General features: G+C 52.9%; 23 protein-coding genes. 20 read left to right on the forward strand and 3 right to left on the reverse strand.

The features are described from left to right. Nucleotides 1–118: 118 nt before the first annotated feature. Nucleotides 119–757 (forward strand): hypothetical protein, encoded by a 639-nt coding sequence (locus C3F13_14435; GenBank protein PWB51625.1) that lies wholly within the window; start codon nucleotides 119–121, stop codon nucleotides 755–757. A gap of 63 nt (nucleotides 758–820) precedes the next feature. Next, nucleotides 821–1,465, forward strand: coding sequence for a hydrolase (locus C3F13_14440; protein ID PWB51626.1), 645 nt, complete (start codon nucleotides 821–823; stop codon nucleotides 1,463–1,465). A gap of 75 nt (nucleotides 1,466–1,540) precedes the next feature. On the opposite strand, the gene rny is transcribed toward C3F13_14440, so the two are convergent. After that, nucleotides 1,541–3,070, reverse strand: coding sequence for a ribonuclease Y (rny, locus tag C3F13_14445; GenBank protein PWB51627.1), 1,530 nt, complete (start codon nucleotides 3,068–3,070; stop codon nucleotides 1,541–1,543). Between the two features lie 54 nt (nucleotides 3,071–3,124). After that, complete coding sequence (locus C3F13_14450) at nucleotides 3,125–3,775, reverse strand: RecX family transcriptional regulator (GenBank protein PWB51628.1); 651 nt, start codon at nucleotides 3,773–3,775, stop codon at nucleotides 3,125–3,127. A 697-nt stretch (nucleotides 3,776–4,472) separates the two neighbouring features. On the opposite strand from C3F13_14450, the gene C3F13_14455 reads away from it, so the two are divergent. From C3F13_14455 to C3F13_14475, 5 genes are all read left to right on the forward strand, one after another. Continuing rightward, nucleotides 4,473–5,042 (forward strand): hypothetical protein, encoded by a 570-nt coding sequence (locus C3F13_14455; protein PWB51629.1) that lies wholly within the window; start codon nucleotides 4,473–4,475, stop codon nucleotides 5,040–5,042. Further along, nucleotides 5,035–5,901 (forward strand): molybdate ABC transporter substrate-binding protein, encoded by an 867-nt coding sequence (gene modA, locus C3F13_14460; GenBank protein ID PWB51630.1) that lies wholly within the window; start codon nucleotides 5,035–5,037, stop codon nucleotides 5,899–5,901. The genes C3F13_14455 and modA overlap by 8 nt, the downstream gene beginning before the upstream one ends. A gap of 3 nt (nucleotides 5,902–5,904) precedes the next feature. Further along, entirely contained in the window at nucleotides 5,905–6,720 is an 816-nt protein-coding gene (gene modB / locus C3F13_14465; protein ID PWB51631.1) for a molybdate ABC transporter permease subunit, read from the forward strand. A gap of 137 nt (nucleotides 6,721–6,857) precedes the next feature. Then, nucleotides 6,858–9,113 carry an NADP-dependent malic enzyme gene (locus tag C3F13_14470; GenBank protein PWB51632.1) on the forward strand — a complete coding sequence of 752 codons (2,256 nt, stop codon included), beginning with the start codon at nucleotides 6,858–6,860 and terminating at the stop codon, nucleotides 9,111–9,113. A gap of 41 nt (nucleotides 9,114–9,154) precedes the next feature. Beyond that, nucleotides 9,155–9,580 carry a hypothetical protein gene (locus tag C3F13_14475; protein ID PWB51633.1) on the forward strand — a complete coding sequence of 142 codons (426 nt, stop codon included), beginning with the start codon at nucleotides 9,155–9,157 and terminating at the stop codon, nucleotides 9,578–9,580. A gap of 153 nt (nucleotides 9,581–9,733) precedes the next feature. Here C3F13_14475 and C3F13_14480 read toward each other — a convergent pair whose 3' ends face one another. Next, nucleotides 9,734–11,137 (reverse strand): aminotransferase, encoded by a 1,404-nt coding sequence (locus C3F13_14480; GenBank protein PWB51634.1) that lies wholly within the window; start codon nucleotides 11,135–11,137, stop codon nucleotides 9,734–9,736. A 167-nt stretch (nucleotides 11,138–11,304) separates the two neighbouring features. Here C3F13_14480 and mraZ point away from each other — a divergent pair, with 167 nt between their 5' ends. The 13 genes from mraZ to C3F13_14545 all read left to right on the forward strand — a co-directional run bounded on the left by mraZ (nucleotide 11,305) and on the right by C3F13_14545 (nucleotide 24,715). Further along, on the forward strand, nucleotides 11,305–11,754 hold the full coding sequence (mraZ, locus tag C3F13_14485) for a division/cell wall cluster transcriptional repressor MraZ (GenBank protein PWB51635.1): 450 nt from the start codon (nucleotides 11,305–11,307) through the stop codon (nucleotides 11,752–11,754). A 51-nt stretch (nucleotides 11,755–11,805) separates the two neighbouring features. Further along, nucleotides 11,806–12,732 (forward strand): 16S rRNA (cytosine(1402)-N(4))-methyltransferase, encoded by a 927-nt coding sequence (locus tag C3F13_14490; GenBank protein PWB51636.1) that lies wholly within the window; start codon nucleotides 11,806–11,808, stop codon nucleotides 12,730–12,732. 145 nt (nucleotides 12,733–12,877) lie between these two features. Then, a complete protein-coding gene (locus tag C3F13_14495; protein PWB51637.1) occupies nucleotides 12,878–13,408 on the forward strand; it encodes a hypothetical protein in 531 nt (176 codons plus the stop codon). After that, nucleotides 13,405–15,300, forward strand: coding sequence for a hypothetical protein (locus C3F13_14500; GenBank protein ID PWB51638.1), 1,896 nt, complete (start codon nucleotides 13,405–13,407; stop codon nucleotides 15,298–15,300). Before C3F13_14495 ends, C3F13_14500 begins: the two co-directional genes overlap by 4 nt. Further along, entirely contained in the window at nucleotides 15,161–16,756 is a 1,596-nt protein-coding gene (locus C3F13_14505; GenBank protein ID PWB51639.1) for a UDP-N-acetylmuramoylalanyl-D-glutamyl-2, 6-diaminopimelate--D-alanyl-D-alanine ligase, read from the forward strand. Before C3F13_14500 ends, C3F13_14505 begins: the two co-directional genes overlap by 140 nt. Then, complete coding sequence (locus tag C3F13_14510) at nucleotides 16,753–17,748, forward strand: phospho-N-acetylmuramoyl-pentapeptide-transferase (protein PWB51640.1); 996 nt, start codon at nucleotides 16,753–16,755, stop codon at nucleotides 17,746–17,748. Before C3F13_14505 ends, C3F13_14510 begins: the two co-directional genes overlap by 4 nt. Nucleotides 17,749–17,765: 17 nt before the next feature. Then, nucleotides 17,766–19,208, forward strand: coding sequence for a UDP-N-acetylmuramoyl-L-alanine--D-glutamate ligase (gene murD, locus C3F13_14515; GenBank protein PWB51641.1), 1,443 nt, complete (start codon nucleotides 17,766–17,768; stop codon nucleotides 19,206–19,208). Further along, entirely contained in the window at nucleotides 19,181–20,461 is a 1,281-nt protein-coding gene (locus tag C3F13_14520) for a hypothetical protein (GenBank protein ID PWB51642.1), read from the forward strand. Before murD ends, C3F13_14520 begins: the two co-directional genes overlap by 28 nt. A 220-nt stretch (nucleotides 20,462–20,681) precedes the next feature. Further along, nucleotides 20,682–21,563, forward strand: a complete 882-nt coding sequence (locus C3F13_14525) for a UDP-N-acetylglucosamine--N-acetylmuramyl-(pentapeptide) pyrophosphoryl-undecaprenol N-acetylglucosamine transferase (protein ID PWB51660.1) — start codon at nucleotides 20,682–20,684, stop codon at nucleotides 21,561–21,563. A 9-nt stretch (nucleotides 21,564–21,572) separates the two neighbouring features. Next, nucleotides 21,573–22,112, forward strand: coding sequence for a hypothetical protein (locus tag C3F13_14530; protein PWB51643.1), 540 nt, complete (start codon nucleotides 21,573–21,575; stop codon nucleotides 22,110–22,112). Further along, the gene (murC, locus tag C3F13_14535; protein ID PWB51644.1) at nucleotides 22,109–23,542 is read left to right on the forward strand and encodes a UDP-N-acetylmuramate--L-alanine ligase; all 1,434 of its coding nucleotides are present in this window, start codon (nucleotides 22,109–22,111) and stop codon (nucleotides 23,540–23,542) included. Before C3F13_14530 ends, murC begins: the two co-directional genes overlap by 4 nt. Beyond that, a complete protein-coding gene (locus tag C3F13_14540) occupies nucleotides 23,535–23,756 on the forward strand; it encodes a hypothetical protein (protein PWB51645.1) in 222 nt (73 codons plus the stop codon). The genes murC and C3F13_14540 overlap by 8 nt, the downstream gene beginning before the upstream one ends. Beyond that, complete coding sequence (locus tag C3F13_14545) at nucleotides 23,753–24,715, forward strand: UDP-N-acetylenolpyruvoylglucosamine reductase (GenBank protein PWB51646.1); 963 nt, start codon at nucleotides 23,753–23,755, stop codon at nucleotides 24,713–24,715. Before C3F13_14540 ends, C3F13_14545 begins: the two co-directional genes overlap by 4 nt. Nucleotides 24,716–24,792: the final 77 nt, after the last annotated feature.

Here is a 24,792-nt window from a genome sequence, read left to right on the forward strand (position 1 = left end):
TAAAAACCTAATCACAATAAATATAATCGACACTCAGGCGGACAGGTATAATTTGAGCTTGATGCTCAGGCACATTCGGCGTGCATTTGCAATTCTTATATTTTTGGTGTCCCTATCTATGGTCTTCTGGGCATCTGTGCCTAATCAGCATGTGACCATAGAACAAAGCCTCTCACCGTCCATGATGGGGCTTCCACCAGAAGGAAGCGAAGCTCAGCAGGTGAGCATCCCGGGGCGAAAGATCATGCTGGAGTGGCCATCCGCAATGCGCATAGGCGACCAAGAAGAGATCAAGCTACGCTTTCTACCGGATACCGAGAACGCTGGGCAGGGCGTACCGGTAAACTTCAGGGATGCTTACCTCAAGTACAACATCATGGCTGAGGGTAGGTATGAGGTGGCTGGTATGCAGGTGAGCCCGGCCAATCCGACCAGGGAATCGATGCCAGCTGGAGAGCCAATTAAATTCACCTGGAAGATTACCAGCACCGAGATGGGTGCTTTTGATGGCAAAGTGTGGTTATCGCTACGCTACCTGCCGCTGGATGGCTCAGCCCCGATCAAGGTCCCCATCTACGCCAGGGAGATCACCATCCGCACCTCAGGCCTGTTTGGGTTGGGCAAAAGCGCTGCATTCCTGCTGGCTGGGCTGGGAATCGTAGCCGGCGCCGCGCTGGTCTATGACGATATTATCGGCGGATTCTCATCATATATGAAGAAAAACTGGTATGGCAAAAAAATGGTTGAGTCTGAATGAATATATAATGCTAAGCATTTATGCATCGCAATCCGATAATTGAAGTAATGATGGAATAATGATATGGAAAAATCAACGCTAGAGATCATTCCACTTGTTTTAGGGCCGGTAGCTACCAATGCTTATCTGATGGGTGAGAAGAATAGCCATTCAGCGGTGGTGATCGACCCGGCATGGGACGGAGAGCTGATTGCGGGCGAAGCTAAACGGCGGGGTTGGCAGATCGAACAAATCTGGCTAACGCATGCCCACTTCGACCATATCGGCGGGGTGGCGGCTTTGATAAGAAGCGTACAGCCTGCTCCATCCATCGCCTTGAACCCCGCAGACCTGGCTTTATACCGCGCCCAGGGTGGGGCGGCATTGTTTGGCATACGGGTTGAACAGGGTTCTGAGCCAAGCGTGCATCTTAAACACGGGCAGACGTTGAGGCTGGGTGACCGCACCTTTGAAGTACGCCATACCCCTGGGCATACCCCCGGGCATGTGATTTTTTATTGTGCGGCAGAGAAGGTTGTGTTCTGCGGGGATGTGATCTTTTGGGGGAGCATTGGACGCACTGACTTACCCGGTGGCAGTTATGATACGCTCATACAAAGCATTCGCACGCAAATCCTCAGCCTGTCAAATGACACACGCCTGCTCTCGGGGCATGGGGGCGAGACGACGGTGGGGGTGGAGCGCCGCGAGAACCCGTTTTTATCTTGAGTATATAAGAAAAACAAAACACCAAGGAATTTTATGGTAATACCTTGGTGTACTTAGTGCCCTTTGGTTTTCTTTTTATTTGGCGTAATCGACGGCGCGCGTCTCGCGGATGACAGTCACCTTGATTTGACCAGGATAATGCATGGTTTCTTCGATGTTCTTGGCGATGTCACGCGCCAGGCGGATCGATTCCAGGTCATCGATATCTTCAGGCTTGACAAAGATACGCACTTCACGCCCCGCTTGCAAGGCGAAACTCTGGCTGACTCCCTTGAATGAATTAGCCAGATCTTCGAGGGCGCGCACGCGCTGGATGTACTGCTCCAGGCTCTCACGACGGGCTCCGGGGCGCGCCCCTGAGATGGCGTCGGCGGCTTCGGCGATGGCTGCTTCAACCGATTCCTGCTCAATTTCGTGGTGGTGTGCGGCAATAGCATTGACGACCAACGGGTCGACACCATAACGTTTGGCAAATTCTGCGCCAAGCATGGCGTGTGTGCCTTCCATGTTGTGGTCCATGGCTTTGCCCAGGTCGTGCAATAAGCCGGCAGCCTTGGCTAATTCAACGTTAGCCCCCAGCTCAGAGGCAATGACGGCGGAAAGCCGGGCGACTTCTACGGCATGGTCGAGCTGGTTTTGCCCATAGGATGTGCGAAACTTCAGTCGCCCAAGCATCTTGGTGATCTCAGGATGCAGTCCGGGTACGCCTGCATCGAAGGCTGCTTGCTCGCCAGCCTCGACAATGATGTGATCTACTTCTTTTTGCTCATTCTTTAATACCTTTTCAACATGGGCAGGGTGGATGCGACCATCCAGCACCAGCTTGGCCAGGGAGCGGCGAGCCACTTCACGACGCACCGGGTCGAAACAAGAGATCGTCACCGCCTCAGGTGTGTCGTCAACAATCACGTCCACACCTGCCGCCTGTTCAAAGGCATGGATGTTGCGGCCATTCCGTCCGATGATGCGGCCTTTCATTTCGTCGGATGGGATGGTCACCGTCGAAGTAGTCACTTCACTGACATGGTCAGAAGCGACGCGTTGGATGGCAGTAGTGATGATCTCGCGCGCCCGTCTATCACCGTCTTCCTGGGCTTCAGCTTCTACCTGGCGGATGATGCGCGCCATATCATCACGAGCATCCTTTTCCACTTCAGATAGCAAGACACCTCGGGCATCTTCCTGGGACATCTGGGAGATGCGCTCCAGCTCAGCCATCTCATCTTCATACATCTTTTCAATTTCATTCGCTCGTTTGTCGACCGCACTCTGGCGTTTGTTCAGGGCCGCTTCACGTTTTTCCAGGCGATCGGTACGGTTGTCAAACTCTTCTCGGCGCTTTTGCTGACGGTCTTCTTCACGGCTGATCTCAGAACGCCGACGCGAGACTTCTCCGTCAGCTTGCTGACGGATTTGGAGCGCCTTATCCTTGGCCTGCAACTCGATTTCTTTAGCCTTTTCTTCAGCATCCGTGAGGATATTTTCTGCTTTTATCTGCAAGCGCGCTTTCTGCTGCTTGGCAAGGTAGTAATACAAACCATAACCGATGGCAATCCCAGCAACCATGGTTATCAAAGCAATAACGATGACCATTCCTGTGTTCATGGACGAACCTCACTCATATCTTTAGTCTTAGTAAAGACGGTCTTAATCATGATTTCACTCTTCAGGCGATTCCTGGTTTTCTTCCCAAACCCTGCTCACTACCTGTTTGATGACATCGTAAGAGAAACCTCGCCTGGCCAGGTAGCTGCCTAGCTTATTGCGAAAATCACGCATATCCAAACCCTGGTAACGGCGTGACTGCTTGATTGCCGCCTGGTATGCCAGGGCTTCCTCGTTCAGGCTCTCGAGGGCCTTTTCGATCGCGGAATCATTTAAACCGCGCTGATGCAGCTCAAAAGCCAGCGCCCGGCGGCTGCGGGGTCGGAATTCACTACGGTTCTCAACCCAATCCTTGGCGAAGCGTTCGTCGTTCACGAGGCCGCTACGCTCCAATCTTTTAAATACATCGGTGATGACCTCAGGGGGGATTTGGTGTTTTTCTAAATTCCGGCGGACTTCAGCCCGAGAACGCGGCCGGTAATCCAAATAGCGCAAGGCGTGAATATAGGCAACTTCGCGCTCATCTTCAGCTTGCAATTTGGCAATTTTGGTAGGGCTCAGATCCTGGCCGACCCGCAGCCAGGCTGCGGTTATGCGAGATAATCCAAAGGAGAATTGATTATCCAGGTATACATTAACGCGATCAGGATGTTTCTTCTGAACTTTGAGGGCCGTCACCTTACCGCCAATCACACTATCATTCATAAAACTCTCCAAAATAATAGCCGCGCCCTTCCTCCTCGGGTCACGGCTATGAATGAAGCCTGGTGAGTCTTATCGATTGTTCGGTGTCAGCGGAGGAGCGCCATGCTCCTCAATGCGAGTTGGGATTAAATCCCAAATCACCCATTCAGGGCGAAATTGGATAGGTGCGAGTCCTTATGTATATAACAGGAGGCTTATGAGGGTATAGTCGTCTTATTGCAACCTTCACATGTTACATCCATACTATCCGATTTTCACCAACCTGGATCGCCAGGCCCTATTATTGTCAGGAAATGCGATCCAGATGTTACAGACACAAAACGTTTCAACTTACTCAATTCAGTATCAAGTCAAAGTCGCGGCCGTCAGGATAATAGTCAAAGAAGAGTCTGCGCAGCCACAAGCATATTGTTGGGTTACAGGTCAGTAGAGAAGGATGGTCAACCAATCAACTCTCTAATAAATCCCGATCACCAACGGTTGGTAATTACTTTTTACAATGAAATGTAAAAAGTAGATAATTCATCTTACGATTCGTCTATTATACATGAAATTATATATTCCATCGCGTTTTGGAGGTTTATTTTCATCGTGGATTAACCATTTGTCTGTTTTTCGATAGAATACTCCCCGAGTTTACATAATATTTCTACCACTTGTTTAATTTGTAGTTTGTATATATACTCACTAAGTGAGTATGAACCCTCAAGCCAGGAACCGATTTTCGCCAGAATATGCCATCCTTGGATTTCTGTATCGCTCCCCAGATCACGGTTATGATCTTCATAAGCGTATCTCCAGCGAGTTGGGCACTATCTGGCATGCCAGCCAAAGCCAAACGTACAACATACTCAACCGGCTGGAAGCTAAAGGATTTATTGAGGCGACTTATATCGATCAGGAGAAGCTACCCGCCAGGCAACTCCTGGACATTACTGAGTCTGGTAGGCAACGCTTTGAAGAATGGCTGGATAAGCCGACAAATAATAGCGTGCATGCCATTCGAGTGGAGTTCATCACCAGGCTTTATTTTTTGAAGCTGTATTTCCCCGGCAAGGTGAAGCAGGCAATCGACATGCAGCTTGAGGTGGTAAAAGCTGGGCTTGACCAATTAAACCTGCATCGGGAAAATATTCCTGAGGAACAAGCCATTGAACAACTGGCGCTTGACCTGCGCATCAAACTGCTTGCCTCCCTGCTGGATTGGCTAAATGAATGTTATCAGCTGGTGGAGAATAGACCTGACGTAGGAGTGGGCCATGCATAGGCGTTTGGTGATGCTCAGTTTATGGTTGGTAATTGTGCTATCAGGCTGTTCTGGTCTGAAGGTTGTTCAAGGGTCAGTGACTGATAACACTCAAGTGGATTCAGCGGCGACTCATGGTGCATCCCAGAACGCTCTATCGTCGTCCTCGTCACTCACGGTGTTCGCTGCCGCCTCACTCACCGGAGCATTCCAGGAGATGGCAGCTAATTTTGAAAAAGCTAACCCAGGCGTAAACATCCAATTGAATCTGGCAGGTTCGCAAATCCTGAGTACACAGATTGCCCAGGGTGCCCCGGCCGATATCTTCGCCTCGGCTGATCACAAGAACATGGATCGCCTGGTGGAAGCTGGCCTGGTGATGACTGATACCATCAAAGACTTTGCTATCAACCAGCTGGTGGTCATCCTGCCCGAGGGAAATCCTGCGAATGTGGTCACACTGAGCGACCTTGTAAGACCCAACTTGAAAATCGTGCTGGCAGATGAAACCGTCCCCGCAGGTAAATATGCCCGACAGGTCCTCGCAAATCTGGGCGCCGACCCAGCTTATGGGCCAGATTTTGACACCAGAGTGCTCGCGAACGTCGTATCGAATGAAACGGATGTGAAGCAGGTGGTGACCAAGGTTGAATTAGGAGAAGCAGACGTGGGGATCGTTTACACCAGTGATGCCATCGCAGCATCCAACCTGCCTACCATCCCAATTCCGGATGCATATAACATCACGGCCAGGTACCCAATCGCCGTCCTGGCAGAATCCCAGCACCAGAACCTGGCTGAGGCTTTTATTGAGTATATCCTCTCTGCTGAAGGGCAGGCAGTCTTGAACAGGTGGGGCTTCAACCAACCCAGGCCATAAACGATGCGACAGGAAGATTTCCACACTGAAAAGAGTCCGAAGAGCAACCGACCTGGATGGGAGTTTATCCTTCCCAGCCTGCTGCTGGTTAGCCTGATTGGGTTGCCGATCCTGGCATTGATCTGGCGGTCAGCAGGCATAAAATTTTTCAATTATGCGCTCTCCGAAAGTGCACTCAATGCCCTTAAATTAAGCCTGCTGACCAGTATGATCTGTGTAGCCATCACCCTGGTTACAGGAACGCCGCTGGCTTACGTGCTGGCCCATTGGAAATTCCGGGGTAAAGCACTGCTCGACATCCTGGTCCACCTGCCGATTGTTCTACCTCCATCGCTGGCAGGCATTGCCCTGCTGCTGGCCTTCGGACGCGAAGGGCTGTTCGGACCCTGGTTGAATGCCGTAGGCATCAACCTGCCATTCACCACGGCCGCGGTAGTGATTGCCCAGATATTTGTTTCCGCTCCTTTCCTGGTGCTCTCGGCACGCATAGGATTCGCGGCGATCGACCCCCAATTAGACGAAGCTGCCAATGTTGAAGGGGCGAGCAGCTGGCATATCTTCCAGCATATCATGATACCCATGGCCAGCCGGGGCATCCTGACCGGCGTTATCCTCACCTGGGCACGGGCTTTGGGGGAGTTCGGGGCGACCTTATTATTTGCAGGTAACCTGCAAGGCACCACGCAAACCATGCCACTGGCGATCTATGTTGGGTTTGAGCAGGACCTAGGGATCGCCATCGTGCTTTCGATCCTTTTGCTGATCGTCTCATTGATCCTGCTCATATTATTGCGGAAGCTTGAATTCGGTTCCCAATAATCCATCCGCACGGGTAACCGACGGGTTAATCGAAATCTAGCCAAGTGTAACCCTTGTAGGTACGGTTGCGGGGTAAAATACAAGGTGTTTATTCCGGGTTTGAAATCCGGCAGCCAAATCTCACGGGAGGAATCAAGATGACCAGAGTCACACGAGAAGAAGCACTTGAATACCACCACCTGGATGGAAAACCAGGCAAAATATCAGTTGTTCCCACCAAACCGATGGAAACCCAGCGCGACCTAAGCCTGGCTTACACGCCAGGAGTAGCAGTCCCGGTTTTGGATATCGAGAAAGCCCCTGAGCTGGCTTACGAGTACACCTCGAAGGGGAACCTGGTAGCCGTCATCACCAATGGGACGGCGATCCTGGGTTTGGGTGACCGGGGTGCCCTGGCATCAAAACCTGTGATGGAAGGTAAGGGGGTACTGTTCAAGCGCTTTGCGGATGTAGATGTCTTTGACATTGAGGTGAACTCGCACGACCCGGAGGTAGTCATCCAGACAGCGGCTGCTATCGCACCCACCTTTGGTGGGATCAATCTCGAAGACATCAAGGCACCCGAATGTTTTTATATAGAAGAAACCCTGAAGGGCATGCTGGATATCCCGGTTTTCCACGATGACCAGCACGGCACGGCGATCATATCCGGAGCAGCCCTGGTCAATGGCCTGGAAATTGTGGGTAAGAAACTCGGTGAAGTCCATATCACCATCTCCGGAGCGGGTGCATCTGCCATCTCCTGTGCTGAGCTGATGATCCGCCTAGGCGCCAGGCGGGAAAATATCGTGTTGGTGGATACGCGTGGGGTGGTTTATAAAGGCCGCACAGATGGAATGAATAAGTATAAGGAACTCCTGGCTAATGATACAGATAAGCGGACTTTAGCTGAAGCTGTGCGGGATGCAGATGTTTTTTATGGGCTGTCGATCGCTGATATCCTCACCCCAGAGATGGTCAAGACTATGGCAGAGCGGCCGCTGATCTTCGCCATGGCGAACCCTGACCCTGAAATCAAGTATGAGCTGGCCAAGGAAGCCCGAGCGGATGCCATTGTCGCCACCGGAAGGTCAGATTACCCCAACCAGATCAATAATGTGCTTGGGTTCCCGTTCATTTTCCGGGGAGCATTGGATGTACGTGCCAAAGCAATTAATGAGGAAATGAAGGTGGCTGCTTCGAAAGCCCTTGCAGGTCTGACTAAGGAGGACGTCCCTGACAGTGTTTTAAGAGCCTATGGGCTCGACTCACTCAAGTTCGGCCCTGAGTATATCATTCCCAAGCCGCTCGACCCGCGCGTGATGCTGTGGGAGAGCCCTGCAGTGGCCGAGGCAGCCATGCAGAGCGGGGTGGCTCGCAAACCGATCGACCTGCAGGAATACCGCCAGCAGCTGACCTACCGGCAAGGCATGGGTGAACAGGTACGCTACTACATCATGAGCACTGCCAAAGCAGCCTCACCTAAAAAGCGCATCGTCTTCGCTGAAGGTGAGGAGACTAAAATCATCCGGGCTGCCGCCCAGATCCTGGATGAAGGCATCGGCATACCCATCCTGGTGGGTCGAGAATGGGTCATCCGCGGTAAACTCCAGTCCTTGGGGTTGGATGACGATATGCTGATCGTAGACCCAGAGAACTTCCCTCGCTCTGAAATATATGCCGAGGCTTATAGCAAAATCCGCCAGCGGAAGGGGGTTACGATCTGGCATGCTCGGCGTCGTATCCTCGAGCCGAATGTGTTTACCGCCATGATGGTCAAGATGGGGGATGCAGATGCGTCAGTATCAGGCCTGACGTTCGATTACCCGGATGTCATCCGACCTGCGCTGCGCATCCACCACACCCAACCTGGGAAGCGCATTACTGCTGGTGTTTATATTATGATCATTGGCAAGCGTACCTACCTGTTTACTGATGCAACCGTCAATATCGATCCAAGCGCTGAAGACCTGGCAGATATCGCCTTCCTGGTGGCAGACTTTGCCCGGCAGCTGCAGATTGAGCCGCGCGTAGCGCTATTATCTTTTTCCAATTTCGGCAGCACACCTCACCCATTCTCCGAGAAAGTCCGCCAGGCAGTCGAAATGATCAAGCAGCGTGGGGCGGATTTCCCCGTGGACGGTGAGATGCAAGCGGATACAGCCGTGGTGCCTGAGCTGATCGACCAGCGCTACCCTTTCAGCCAGGTGAAGGACGCCAACATCCTGGTGTTCCCCTCGCTGGAGGCTGCCAACATCGCCTATAAGCTGTTAGCCAGGTTGGGCAATGCCCAGGCGATCGGCCCCATTTTGCTGGGGGTGGGGGCGCCGGTCCATGTGCTTCAGACGGGTGATGATGTGAGAAATATCGTCAACATCGCGGCTGTAGCTGTGATGGATGCAGCCAGCCGGTAGCTGCCATATACGCCCGCAGCTAAGTGGTAGTTCAGGCTTCAATGGAATACCAGGACGATACCCTCAACCAGATCGCAGCTACTCAAAAACTTGCGATTCAGAAGATCAAAAGCGGTGGGCTTATCGAATTATCCGTTCGTGGAGATTTTGTCTGCCAACTCAATATAGGGCCAGATGCGCTTGATTGGTATGCGATCGTGCATGACCGAGAAAATAGCAAAGAGGTGTGGCAAGACTGGATGGATTATCTTGGTTACAACGACGGGAAAACTCAAGCAGAGCTTATTGATGACAAACGACGTGACATGTCAACCTTTATAGAAGCCTGGCTCCGGGCATCTGATGCCCGAATTACTCAGACAAAAACAAAATTCTTATTCGGCACCATTTCTTTCAGGTCGACCGAACTTGAGTTATGTCTTGGTGGACAATGGCAAGTTGCACCAATCTATGACCCAAGCCGTTGAATGGCTCCCGAAAAAGGCACCATCGCTGGCTGATTGGTCGATTAACCCGATACACACCCAAGCACGGACCTCAGCAAGGGAACTATGCAGGCAACGTTACTACTCAATTTTTAATAAGTGGTTTGCTTAGTTATTGATGCACTTGCCAGGTAATCAGAGCCGGTAATAATCCGAATAGTCGATCTTCCAGTCCACGGGTGAGTATTCACCAGTGGACTTGTCTTGTGTGTACTTACCCTTGTAGTCACCTCGGGATATGCGCTCAAGTGCGTCAATGAGGATGTCAACTTCTTCGAGCGTGTTGTACAAGCCAAAGGAAGCGCGGATCAATCCGGGCATCTCCGATTTATCACCAGCGAGCATACGCAGGCGGACCTGGGCGGCTTGTTCAGGGCTTAACCCCAGCAGGTGAAGGATATAGGGATGGGCGCAGAAACAGCCGCTGCGCACTCCTATGCCGAATTCATAACCAAGCACTGCTGCAGCCAGGAAATGGGGGATATTTTTTAACTGTAGGGGAATCACGCCCAACCGATCAATGGCGTGCAAAGGATCGGTATCGCCGAAGACCAGGCAATCTTCCAGGGAGTTTAGTTTTTGAAGGGTATATCGGGTAAGGTCGGCTTCATGGGCTGCCACAGCATCCATCCCCACAGATTCCAGCTGGCGAATGGCCGCGGCGAGGGCCACGGCACCCACGACATTGGGGCTACCCGCTTCGTCGCGCTCGGGTGGTGAGGTCCAGACGACGCTGTCGAGGGTGACGATTTCGACGGTGCCACCTCCGGTCAGGTCGGGATCACCCTGCTCGAAAACATCTTTGCGGCCGATCAAAGCCCCGGTGCCAAACGGGGCGTACAACTTATGCGCAGAGATGGTAATGAAATCCAGGTGGGTTGGATCATCCAGAGACCGCATATCGATTTTACGGTGGGGAGCCAGCTGGGCGCAATCCACCATGAACAATGCTCCCACAGCATGGACCTTCTCTGCCAGGGCGTGTATCGGATTCAAAAATCCGGTGACGTTGCTGGCCCCGGTGAGGGTGACCAGCGCAATCTCATCCGCGTAGCGGAAGAGTTGCTGGTCAAAGTCCTGCTCATCCAAGCGCCCGTCCGGGGTTAGCTTGACGTGAATGACCTGAGAGGCTGCCCGCCAGGGAAGGTCATTGGAGTGATGCTCCATCCCGGTGGTCAGGATGATCCGGCGTTTGCCCTCAAGTGGTAGCCTGCGGGCCAGCTTGTTGATTGCTTCGGTAGTGTTCTTGCCGAATATACAGGTATGATCAGTCGCGTTCACCCCCACAAAATCCATGATGATAGCCCGTGCTTGTTCATATGAATATGTCGATAGCAGGCTTTTGAAGCCTGTGCCGCGGTGCACGCTGCTGTAATAAACCAAAAAGTCGTCCACAGCATGCTGGACGGCTTTCAGGGGCGGTGTGGAAGCCGCATTATCCAGGTTGATATAACAGCGATGGGTGCCATCCAGCAGAGGGATGATGGCATCAAGGCCAACGAAAAGCGGACTGAAATTGTGGGTGTGAGAGGTGGACATTAATCTTTCCTGGTCTATAAAATAAATTTGTTATTAAATTGGGCTTAAAAGTCCTTGATTTTTTTATTAGTCTATACTATACTGTGGGTAATTGTGTTATAAAGTGGGTCAAAGTGGGAGCGCTGGGTATTCCAGCGCTTCGTGCAAACAAAGGATAACTAGAACATATGTTTTTGGGTGAGTACCGACACAGCATTGACAATAAAGATCGCCTGACTATCCCCGCTCGGTACCGCGAGCTATTAGATGAAGGGGCATTCATTTTGCGCGGGTTCGATCGCAACCTGATGGTACTCACCACGAAAGCATTTGAAGCTATCACCAACCACATCAACCAGATGAGCGTGACCGACCCCTTAGCGCGTTCATTGCGCAGGTTGATCATTGGGTCAGCCTCACGGGTCGATATCGATAAGGCTGGCCGTATCCTGATCCCCGATTTTCTGTGCCAGAAAACCGGGATATCCTGTGAGAAGGAAGTAGTGCTTGTTGGCCAGGGTAATTATTTTGAAGTATGGTCATCAGATGAATGGGCACTCCAACAACAAGCGCTAGATGAAGCTGAAGCCAATACCGAGCGATTTAAAGTGTTAGATCTATCGACTAGTTCCGGATAATGCTTGATAGCTAAAGGGACCTATCAGGGTTAAAATCCGGTTTTCCTGGTGATGACACACCAACCAGTACTTTACAATGAAATTATACACGCGATGCAACCTCAGAGGGGAGGTCTGTACGTGGATGGTACCCTTGGGGCTGGTGGGCATGCCTGGGGTCTCCTCCAACAAAGCAGCCCGGATGGCCAGCTTCTCGGTCTCGACCTGGACCCGCACGCACTGCGGCTGGCGGCAGACAGGTTAGCCGGATACGGTGATCGGGTTCATCTGGTGCAGGCTTCCTACGCAACCCTCGGAGATCAGCTGAAAGCCCTGGGATGGGTGCAAGTAGATGGGATCCTGCTTGACCTGGGCTTATCATCCATGCAGCTGGATACGCCGGAGCGGGGTTTCTCGTTCCAGGTGGATGCTCCCCTTGACATGCGTTTTGACCCCCTGGGCAGCACGACCGCTGCGGACCTGGTGAACCAGCTGGACGAGAATGAATTGGCGAGCATCCTCTACCAGTATGGTGAAGAGCGGAATGCCCACCAGGTTGCCAGAGCAATCGTCAAGGCCAGGCCGGTCACTACCACCGCCCAGCTGGCGAACCTGGTGAGCCGGGTGACAGGTGGCGGGAAAAGTGGCATCCATCCAGCCACTCGAACATTCCAGGCCTTACGCATCGCAGTGAATGGAGAGCTGGATGCACTCGAAGCGTTCTTGCCACAGACGCTCAGCGTGCTGAAGCCGGGAGGCAGGCTGGCGATTATCGCCTTCCACTCACTGGAGGACCGCCTGGTCAAGCAGTTCATGCGGACGGAGAGCAAGGATTGTATTTGCCCACCCCGTCAACCGATTTGTACCTGCGGTCATAAGGCAGCCTTGCGGGAAATTTACAAGAAACCTGTTCGTCCGCAAGATGATGAAATCCGAGAAAACCCTCGCTCCCGCAGTGCCCGATTAAGGGTCGCGGAAAGGTTAGAAAGAAAAATTTAAAAAATTATTGGCATAAGACTTGCAAGCCTGCACTAGAAACCCGTTTACTTTTGATGATGGTTGAGGTTCTCAGGAAGGTCGGTAGATTAACAAAGCTAGATCACGAATTATCAAAAGCGGACGGGTTTTTAGATAGGTATAGGACATGGAAAATATTCAACACCTGACACAGGCATACTCACAAGCACCCTGGCGGAAGCAAATGTACATGATCGGGGTGATTTTATTGTTTCTGGTATGTGCCGCGATCGTTGCTGGTATCTACCTGAATGTCACTGCCAGAGCTGCAGCAGTAGGCAGGGAGATCCAGGAGATGCAGGTGCGGGTATATGGCTACCATAATCTCACAAGTGATAGTGTTGATGATTACGTGCCGATCGAGGAATTGGACCAGCAGATTGCCAATCTCACCAGCCAGCTAGCCTATCTCACTTCTTATTCCAACATGCAGGAGAGAGTGAAAGATCTCAATCTTGCTTCAATCCCTGCCGAAAATATCCAGTATATGGAGGTACCAGGGTATATAGACAGGCAGACCACCTCGCTGGCACCACCCCCTGTGCCGGTAGTGGTCAACGCCAGCTTGATCGATCCGCAGTTCAAAGAATCGTTGTTTGATTGGATCACGGAGCAGATCAAGAAAACCAGCCGGCTTGTGAATGAGGCAGTCCCATGAGCAGGGTCATAGCCGATCAAACGGTTCCCGTGGATCGCTTCCGCAGGCAGGAACCTGTCAGGGAAACCCCTGAAACAAAACATATAGCAGGTGATGGAGCCGGTCAGAAACTGACCGGTTGGCGATTTAATTTATTAGGAATCATCTTTGCCTTGCTTGGCTTCATGATCATCGTCCAGCTGGTGCGGCTTCAGTTTAGCCCCGAGAGGACAGAATTCGTTTCACAGGGTGAACAGTACAACCGGACCCTGCATATCTTCTACCCACCTCGGGGTGATATTTACGACCGCTACGGGCGGCTGCTGGCGGGCAGCACACTGGTCTACGAAGTAGGCGCCCAGGTGGATAGTGTGGATAATCCTGATTCCATCGCATTCGCCCTTAACAGAGTATTGGCGGATCATGCCGAATATGACTACGTGGGGTACTCGGATGAGGTCTTTTCTGCCATCCACAATGCGCAACTATCGGGAAATTCGTATGTCCAGCTGGCAGATTTTGTAACGCCTGATGAGCTGAAACAATTAAAGGACTGGGCGCGAAATTACACCAACCTGCCAGACGTTGATTATGGTGAAGCAGGGAAACCCAGCTTGAATGGCCTGGTTTACCGGCCACGCTTGCAGCGTTACTACCCTGAAAACCAAATTGGGGCGAATATCCTCGGGTTTGTCAACCGTGAAGGCACGGGTATGTTCGGCGTGGAAGAGGAATTCAATGACCTGCTGGCAGGCGAGCCTCAGTCGGTATGGATGACTCTCGACCCGTATGAAGTAACCGAGATTCCACAGCTCAAAGCTGGTGCAGACATCATCCTGACCATCGACCGCGAGATCCAGGCTGCAGCCGAGGATGTGCTGGATCAGGCATTGGAAGCCAGTGGTGCGGATGGCGGTGTGATCCTGGTGATGGATCCCAACAGCGGTGAAATGCTGGCCATTGCCACAACACCCCGTTTGAACCCCAACGAATATTGGAATTATGCAGATGTCTTTACCGATAACACACCTTACAACCGGGCCGTCAGCCAGGACTACGAGCCGGGTTCGGTGTTCAAGGTCTTGACGATGGCTTCAGCACTGGATGCTGGTGCGGTCACACCGGAAACACAATTTGTTGATACGGGAGCGATCCAAATTGGAGGTATCACCATCCACAACTGGGATTGGGGTGCCTGGGGTGCCCAGGATATGCAGGGGTGCATGGCCCACTCGCTTAATGTTTGCCTCACCTGGGTAGCTTCGCAGCTAGGAGCGACCTCTTTTTACCAGTATTTACAGAGTTTTGGTTTTGGCAGACTGACCGGGATTGACCTGGCCAGCGAAGCACCCGGCCGACTGAAAGTGCCAGGTGATACGGATTGGTATGAAGCCGAGCTGGGAACCAATTCGTTCGGGCAAGGTGTGGCTGTCACACCCATCCAAATGGCGATGGCGATCTCTTCCGTTGCAAATGCAAAGGGTGAGATGATGGTGCCTCACGTTATGCGCTCGATGGTCAGGGATGGATTCCAGTACACTCCCACACCGCAGGTTGTGGGCCGGCCTATCCAGGCAGAAACAGCCCGCCACCTTACCTCTCTGCTCGCCCAGTCGCTCGAAGGTGAATCGTCGGATGCCCTGGTGGAAGGTTACCGGGTGGCAGGCAAGACCGGCACTGCAGAAATTGCCACACCGACTGGATATTCCAGTAATATGACCAATGCTTCCTTCGTTGGGTGGGGACCGGTCGGCGATCCACGCTTCCTGGTGTATGTGTGGCTGGAGAAGCCCACCAGCTCACAATGGGGTTCAGTTGTGGCTGCACCTGTCTTTCGCGATATGGTTCAACGCCTGGTGGTTCTCATGGATATCCCACCGGACAGCGTCAGGGAAAGCCTGGCAAATCACTAAGGATCTACTTGTGATCTTATTGGCTGATGTTCTCGAAGCTTTGACAGGTATACGGCCTGCGAACGCCGCCATTGAAATCCCCGCTGCGGAGATCGACTCACGCCAGGCAGTGCCGGGATGCCTGTTTGTGGCTCTTCCCGGAGAACATCATGATGGGCATGATTTTGTTGCTGAGGCGTTTGAGTCAGGTGCCAGGGTTGCCCTGGTAAAGCGTGACTTACGCGGCCAATTCAATACGATTGACCTGAGGCAAACACCCAGCCAGGAAGAGCTTGAGAAGAAACTGAGTGAGCTGGATGGCTCGTTCTGCCTGCTGGTGGATGAGCCCCTAACGGCGCTGCAAGAAGCGGCAAGGTTCTGGCGGAAAAAGCTCCCTGTTGAAGTGATCGGCATCACGGGCAGTGTGGGTAAATCCACCACCAAGGAAGTTGTGGCGGAAGTCCTGAGCCAGCGTTATGTCACCTTGAAGAACAAGGGTAATTTGAACAACGAAATCGGCTTGCCGCTGACAATGCTCAGCCTGACCGAGCAGCATGAGCGGGCGGTGTTGGAGATGGGGTTCTACATCCCCGGTGAGATCAACTTTCTTTGTGACCTGGCATCACCCCACATAGGAGTGGTGACGAATATTGGTACCGTACATGCCTCCCGGGCTGGGAGCCAGGAGGACATCGCCAGGGGTAAGGCAGAGCTGGTTGAAGCCCTCCCTGAAGATGGGCATGCCATCCTGAACTATGACGACCTGCTGGTGAGAGCGATGGCAAGCAATACAAAGGCGCACGTCTTTTTCTATGGGATGGACAGCTCGATTGACCTTTGGGCTGACAACGTGGAAAGCCTGGGGCTGGAAGGCATCCGCTTTCTCCTGCATTATCGCCAGCAGGTAAATCGCCCCGCGGAAGTTTTGCAGCTGCGCGTGCCGTTGATTGGCCGGCATTCGGTGCAGACTGCCCTGCGCGCGGCTGCAGTTGGGTTGGTGGACGGATTGACCTGGCAAGAGATCGTCAGCGGCTTACGCTCAGCCAGCACTGAGCTGAGTCTTATGGCGGTCCGGACAGAGAACGGTGCCCTGATCCTGGATGATACCTACAATGCCTCGCCTGAATCGATGCTGGCAGCCCTCAATCTGCTGCATGACCTGGAAGGACGGAGGGTGGCTGTGCTGGGTGATATGCTTGAGCTGGGGCAGTACGAGCGGCATGGGCACCAGATGGTGGGTATCCGCGCGGCAGAAGTGGTGGATGAGCTGATCACCTTAGGAGAGCGTGCCAAGATCATCGCGGAAGCAGCCCTGGATGCAGGATTACCTGCTGAAAAAATCACCATCCTGGAAAGTGCCGAGCAGGTCATCCAGTACCTGCAACCCAACTTGAATTCAGGCGATATCGTGCTTGTAAAAGGTTCAAACTTGATGAGAATGGACCGCATTGTTTCTGCTTTGGAGTACCCTGTATGAGAGAAAGCGCTTATGCATTAGCCCTGGCGGGGTTCTCCTTCATGCTGACAATTATTTGGGGTGAACCGTTGCTGCGCATCCTGCGCCACCTGAAAATTGGCGAATCGATCCGCGTGGATGGTCCGCAGAGACACATTTCCAAATCTGGCACGCCTACGATGGGTGGAGTTCTATTCATCTTGCCGGTGTTACTTATCACACTGCTATTCAACGGTGCTTCGCTACTCGGTTTTACCATGCTGGGTAAATCGATCTTCCTGCCCATGGGGACGATGATCGCGTTTGGGTTGTTAGGATCGTTCGATGATTGGAAAAAGCTACGTGGAAATCACAGTGATGTGCGTGGCTTACGCGCCAGGGATAAGTTTATAATTCAAATTTTCATGGGGGTTGTTATCTCGATTGGCCTACGTTATGTGCTGCAGGCACCGGAGGTTTACCTGCCCTGGATGAATCGTGAATTTTCGCTCGGGTATTGGTATATTCCCTTAGCGACGTTCCTTATTGTCGGGTTCTGCAATGCGGTGAATTTTACTGATGGCCTGGACGGCCTGGCTGGAATGATCTCGGCGACCTGTTTCGCTGCCTTCGGGATGATCGCCCTGCTGCAAGGCCAGCTATTCCTGGCACGCTTCTGTTTCACCCTGGTAGGCGCATTATTCGGTTTTTTGTGGTTCAATGTCCACCCGGCCCTACTGATCATGGGCGATGTGGGGGCCCTGGCACTTGGTGCCACCCTGGCCGTGGTGGCTCTCATGACTGGCCAATGGATTTTATTACCCATTATTGCCATCATCCCCTTGAGCGAGATGGTCAGCGTGGTGTTGCAAGTGAGTTATTTTAAGCTTACCAAGGGTAAGCGGTTATTTAAGATGACACCTCTTCACCACCATTTTGAACTGCTGGGATGGAGTGAAACCCAGGTTGTGCAGCGCTTTTGGTTAATCGGTTTGTTGGCTGCGATTATTGGAGCAGCTATAGCGATCGGATAAAGGTAATCAAAACAGACATGACTGGCTGGTTGGATAAACGCGTGATCGTCATCGGGGCAGCCCGGCAAGGAGTGGCAGTGGGCCGCTACCTGGCATTGCACGGCGCGCGTGTGGTGATGAACGACCATAAATCGGATGACCAGCTCAAGCCTGTCAGGCAGTCATTGGATGAATCATTGGGCGACCAATCGTCCCAGGTTGAGTGGTCTTTCGGTGGCCATCCGCTTTCACTGCTGGATGGTGCAGATGTCGTGTGCGTCTCAGGTGGTGTACCACTGAGCTTGCCCCTGGTTGAAGAAGCCCAGAAACGAGGCATCCAGCTCACCAACGATTCGCAGATATTTCTGGAAGCCTGTCCATGCCGGACAATTGGGATCACCGGATCAGCTGGGAAAACCACCACCACCAGCTTGGTGGGAAAAATAGCCGAAGCGGCTGTATCTACCTCGGGCGGGAATACCCCATATCAAAAAATCTGGGTAGGCGGGAATATCGGCTCCCCCCTGCTTGGCGCAGTGGAAGAAATGCAGCCGAATGACCTGGTGGTTTTGGAGTTGTCCAGCTTTCAGTTGGAGCTAATGACCACGAGCGTGAATATCGCCTGCATCCTGAATATCACCCCCAATCATTTGGACCGGCATGCGACTATGGAGGCCTACACGGCTGCTAAAGCCCGCATCCTGGAGTACCAGGATGCCACCGACATGGCGGTCTTGGGCTATGACGACCCTGGTGCGTGGGCATTGTTGGGCCGGGTGCGGGGCACGAAGGTTTCGTTCGGAAGCCATAAGCCAATTACGATTGGCCAGGGTGCATTTATCGATGGTGACTGGGTGTGCCTATGGACTGGTCAGGTGGTTATCCGTGTGCTTCGCCAAGTCGAGATCCCGCTGCGGGGCTGGCACAACGTGGAGAATGTATTAGCAGCCCTGGCAGTGAGCCAGGCTGCGGGGTTGCCTGTAGAAGCTATGCGCGAAGCTGTTACCGCCTTTACAGGTGTGCCGCATCGCCTGGAATGGGTTGCCAGCTGGAAAGGAGCGGATTGGTATAACGATTCAATCGCTACTGCTCCCGAGCGTGTGATGGCAGCCATCCATTCATTTGAATCACCAGCTGATGTAAACCGCCCGATCGTGCTCCTGGCTGGTGGGCGTGACAAAAAACTACCCTGGTATGAGCTGGCAAAGCTGATTCACGACCGGGTGGATCACCTGATCGTGTTTGGTGAAGCAGCAGACATCATCTCAGCTGCGGTCGGCCCGGCAAGAAATGGATATAGGCCTTTTTCGATGGATAAGTGTACCGGTTTGCAACAAGCAGTGGATATTGCAGCCCAGGTGGTTGAGACAGATGATATCGTCCTGCTCTCACCTGGCGGCACGAGCTTTGATGAATTCCGCGATTTCGAGGAGCGCGGGGAGGCATTTAAACGATGGGTGCTCAATCTGTCATGCAAGTGAAGCCTGACGGCGGTTCTGTCGTGGCACGGGTGCATGGGAAAACACACCGCCCAGCCCACCTGGGCTTCGATGTGACATTTTTACTGGTAGTCATTGCCCTCATCCTCTTTGGTATGTTGATGGTTTACTCTGCCAGTGCAGATTATTCTTTCCAGGTATATGGTTCACCGGCTTATATTTTCATGCGCCAGCTCCGCTGGCTGGGGTTGGGAAGCCTGGTGATGATCTTCCTGGCGTTGATGGATTATCACTATTGGAAAAAACTGGCCCTGCCATTGATGGGTTTGGCTATATTTGCCCTGGTGGCTGTCTTAATCGTCCAGGATACACGCCTGGGTTCGGTGCGTAGTTTGTTCCGCGGCTCGATCCAACCCAGCGAGCTGGCGAAATTTGGCATTGTCATTTATTTATCGGTTTGGCTACATAACCGGCGAGACCTGCTTAAGAATATGTATCTGGCAACGATCCCTCTGGCAGTAATCATGGGTTTCGTGGGCGGTTTGATTGCCCTGCAGCCGGACCTGAGCGCAGTGATCACGATTGGCTTGCTAGGTACTTTGATGTTCTTCCTGGCGGGTGGCTCATTAAAACATTTCCTATTCATGATGGCGATTGGGGTCCTGGTGGGAGTATTCGTCATGAAGTCAGGTTTATTCCCGACCGGCCCTGACCGTATGAACAGTTTTATAGCGGGTTTGAAGGATCCCCTGCAGTACTCCGAGCACGTACGACGCTCATTGGAAGCCTTCATGCGTGGAGGTTGGCTCGGGGTGGGTATTGGTAAATCGCAAACCAAGCTCAACGGGCTACCGTTCCCCCATACTGACAGCGTTTTTGCGGTTGTCGGAGAAGAAACTGGCGTGCTGGGGGCGGCAATCCTGGTCATCCTTTATGTTGTTTTTATGTGGCGTGGGTGGTCGATCAGCCGGAAAGCCCCCGATGGCCTTGGCATGTTGTTAGCTGGTGGCTTGTCTTTCTGGATTGCCCTGGAAGCCCTGGTAAACATGCTGGTTATGGTCGGGCTGTTGCCTTTCGCTGGCAATGCCTTACCATTTGTGAGCTCAGGAGGCTCCAACTTGATCGTGGTGATGGCCTCCATCGGAATTATCCTGAATGTGTCCAGATTGTCTGACAAATCACGCAGAAATGAGGAGAAGGGATTCAATGCGGTTGTTAATCTGCGCAGGGGGGACCGGCGGCGGCGTGTATCCCGCCCTGTCAGTCCTCAAGCAGCTGATGAGCATGCAGCCTGAGCAATTGACAGGCGTTCCTGCAGCCAGCAGCCAGACTCACACCCAAGAGCTGCAAGTGCTATGGGTGGGAGGGGCTGGTGGTATGGAAGCTGACCTGGTTAAGCGCGAAGGCCTGCGGTTTGAAGCCATTCCAGCCGCGGGATTGCACGGTGTAGGACTGCGTGCCCTGCCAGGCAACCTGTGGCAGCTGAGTAAAGGTTTCTTTGCTTCCCGGCGAATCATGCGCAAGTTTCGACCGGAGGTCTTATTTTTTACGGGCGGTTATGTGGCTGTCCCCATGGCCTTGTCTGCCCGGTTATCAGGCGGATCAAAAAGCCTGCTCTACGTGCCCGATATCGAGCCAGGCCAAGCGATCAAGACAATCGCCCGATTCAGTGACTGCCTGGCACTGACCGTCGAGGAATCGGGTGACTTTTTCCCCAAACACCCCTGTAAGGAGGTCACCGGGTATCCATTGCGCCCAGACCTGGACCGCTGGACCGAGGCGGATGCCCGCAACTTTTTTGCCTTGCAGGAGCAGTTACCCGTATTGTTGGTTTTCGGTGGTAGCAAGGGAGCGCGTTCGATTAATCAGGCTGTGGCTGGGATTTTGCCGGACCTCTTAAAGGAGATGCAGATCATCCACATCACGGGTAGGCTGGATTGGCAGATGATGGAAGAGACACGCCTTGGGCTATCGACCGAACAGCTCAATCGTTACCGGCCGTACCCTTACCTGTATGAGGAAATCGGGGCTGCAATGCGGCTGGCGGACCTGGCTGTTACCCGCGGGGGAGCCTCAACCCTTGGCGAACTACCATTGTTTGGCCTGCCAGCTGTCCTGGTGCCGTATCCCTATGCCTGGCGCTACCAGCGGGTGAATGCCAGCTACCTGGTGAGGCACGGGGCCGCTGAAGTGATCGATGACGCGCAGCTAAAAGACCAGCTCCTGCAAAAGGTGCTTGAGCTGATGCGAGACCATGCCAAACGTGAGCAGATGTCTCAGGCGATGAAGTCGCTTGCCAGGCCGGAAGCTTCAGCCAGGATAGCGGCAATGCTCTTTGATCTGGGCCAGCCGTCAGCTCGGAAAGCCAATAACCATGATCGAGATCAGGCTACTTAGGAGCCACAGATGGTTTATTTGAACTTTATTTTCATCTGCTTCGTGATCTTGTTCGCAGTGATTGGCGCCATGCGCGGCTGGGCGAAGGAGATGATGGTGACTGCAAGTGCCATACTGGCGTTGTTCATCATCACCGTGCTGGAGACCTACGTCAAGGGCTTGACGCAAAGTTTTGCCGAGCCAGGCTCAACCGCACAATTTTGGATGCGTGTAGCCATAATTTCACTCCTGGCATTTTTTGGGTACCAGACCCCGAACTTGCCGAAAATCGGCGGAGACCGTTTCGCTCGTGAACGGTTCCAGGATTCGCTCCTGGGAGTCTTCCTGGGAGCTTTGAATGGCTATCTCATCATGGGTTCGATTTGGTACTTCCTGGCTCAGGCGAATTACCAGGCAATCCAATATATTATCCCGCCCGACGCGGGCACTCCCCAGGGACAGGCAGCCATCAAACTGCTTGCCTACATGGCTCCCGCCTGGCTAGGGGTACCGCTGATTTATTTCGCAATTGCCCTGGCTTTTATTTTTGTGATTGTGGTCTTCTTATGACTGAAAGAAAATCTGTGCATTTCATCGGGATTGGAGGAACGGGGTTGTCAGCGATCGCCCGGGTGCTGCTGGAAAGTGGCTACCTGGTCACTGGCTCTGACCGGGCAATGTCACCTATGGCGAAAAGTCTGCAGGCAGATGGCGTGCGCATCGAGATTGGCCACCGGGCTGAAAACCTGACTGGTGCCCAGATTGTGGTGCGCTCATCGGCAGTTCCCGATGACAATGTGGAAGTCATCGAAGCCCAAAAATTGGGCATCCCGGTGGTGAAACGCAGCGAGTTCCTGTCAGGCTTGATGGAAGGACGATTTGGGATCGCTGTCGCCGGGACGCATGGGAAGACCACTACAACCGCCATGATCGCATGGATGTTGACATACCTTGGGCAGGATCCAACCTTCATCGTGGGCGGTATCCTGACCAATACTGGGACGAATGCCCATGCCGGCAAAGGTCAGGTTTTCGTGATTGAAGCCGATGAATATGATCACATGTTCCTCGGCTTGAGGCCCAAATTGGCCGTGATCACCAATATTGAGCATGATCACCCGGATTGCTACCCCACTGAAGCCGATTTCTTTACCGCATTTGATCAGTTTGCTGGGCAGATTGGCCATGATGGCACACTATTGGTGTGTATGAATGATCGAGGGGCCAGCCGGTTAGGTGAGCTTGCCCGGCAACGCGGGCAAAGAGTCTTTTCATACCGCATGAGAGACACGAAAAACGGTGAGGTGAACCATCCGGCGGATTACATTGCTCAATCACCCGTCCTGAATCAGATGGGTGGTATGAGTTTTACTGTTATGTGCACACTGGATAATCAGCCATTTGAGATGGCCCAGCCAGTAAACCTGCGCCTGCCAGGCAAGCACAATGTTCAAAATGCACTGGCAGCCCTGGCTATTGCCCACCAGCTGCAGCTACCCCTTGACAATGCCAGTAAGGCATTGTCCGAATTCAAGGGCACCAGCCGCAGGTTTGATGTGCGAGGAAATATCGGAGGGATCGTGATCATCGACGATTATGCCCACCACCCGACGGAAATCAGGGCTACCATCGCTGCTGCCCGTGTTCGTTATCCCCATAAAAAAATGTGGGTGGTCTGGCAGCCACATACCTATTCACGTACACGGCTGCTGTTCAATGATTTCGTCAATGCATTTGAGCAAGCTGATCACGTGATTGTGACCGATATCTATGCCGCCCGTGAGAAGCAACCCGAGGATGGTTTTTCATCCCGACAGGTGGTGGCAGCCATGACCTACCCGGACGCCAGGCATATCTCAGGATTTTTACCAGCATCTGAATACCTGGTTAATCACCTGGAAGCTGGAGACATATTGCTCGTTCTTTCTGCAGGTGATGCCGACCAGATCAGTGTAAAGGTCCAGGAGCTCTTAAAGGAAAGGAGTGGCAAGCATGAATAATCCAACAGCAGCGTATCGGCCAGGATATTCAACGGATTTGAAGGATGATCTTGACTACGATGTTGAACTCCAGCCCTATGCATCTTTATTCTTGAGACCGTTCGCCCAAAACAAGAGCCAGTTCACACACAAGGAGCTTGAGGCGATGTGTAAGGACCCCCTGCACTCACCCAGGCTGATCATGTACCTTATTGAGATGGTGAAGACAATATAGCATTAGAGATAGATACTGTGACCCTGACCCAGACTCAACTCGATCAATTACGCAGTACTTTCGGCAGCCACCTGCAGGAGCATGTCTCCCTGAAGCGCTATACAGCAGCGCGTATTGGTGGAGATGCTGACTTTTTGATCGCGGTTGACTCGTCGGTTGAGCTTGTTCAGGTGGTTACATCCTGCTGGGAGCAAGGCATCCCATTCTTCATCCTGGGAAGCGGCTCGAATGTCCTGGTATCTGACCGTGGGGTAAGGGAGCTGGTGGTGTTGAACCGGGCTAAAAAGGTTAAATTCACCAAGGGCTCACAACCGGCTGTGTATGCTGAATCAGGCGTGAACTTTGGTGCCCTGGCGCGCCAGGCTGCAGCCTACGGGTTATCCGGCCTGGAGTGGGCAGCGGGGATTCCTGGCACAGTGGGTGGTGCAGTGTATGGCAACGCAGGCGCCCATGGAGCCGATATGGCCAGCTGCCTTTTGGTGGCAAACATCTTGCAACTTAAATCCTTACATACTATCTGTCAGGAGGAGTGGTCAGTAGAACAGTTGGATTACGGGTATCGGACGAGCAGTCTCAAACGCCAGCCTGGCAACGCGGTGGTTCTGGCTGCAACCTTGAAATTGAGCCCGGGCACAGCTTTGGCGGTGCAAGCCAGGATGGATGAATTCCAGGCGAAGCGGCGAACTTTTCAGCCGGCGGGGGCTTCGTTGGGATCGATCTTTAAAAATCCACCCGGTGACCATGCTGGAAGGCTGATTGAAGCTACAGGGTTGAAGGGAATGAGGATTGGTCAGGTGGAAGTGAGCACTGTGCATGCCAATTTCATCATCAACCACGACAACGCCTCCGCTGACGATTATGCCGCCCTGATTCGGCGGGTGCAGCAAGAGGTGCTCGAGAAATACAGAGTACACCTTGAATTGGAAATTGAGCTGATCGGTGACTGGAGGGCTCAGTAATATGGGACCAGGAAGGAAACTGCGGGTCGGGTTGATCTTCGGTGGGCGCTCGGGTGAATACGAGATCTCTCTCCAAT

This window comes from Anaerolineales bacterium, assembly GCA_003105035.1.
GTDB lineage: Bacteria > Chloroflexota > Anaerolineae > Anaerolineales > UBA4823 > FEB-25.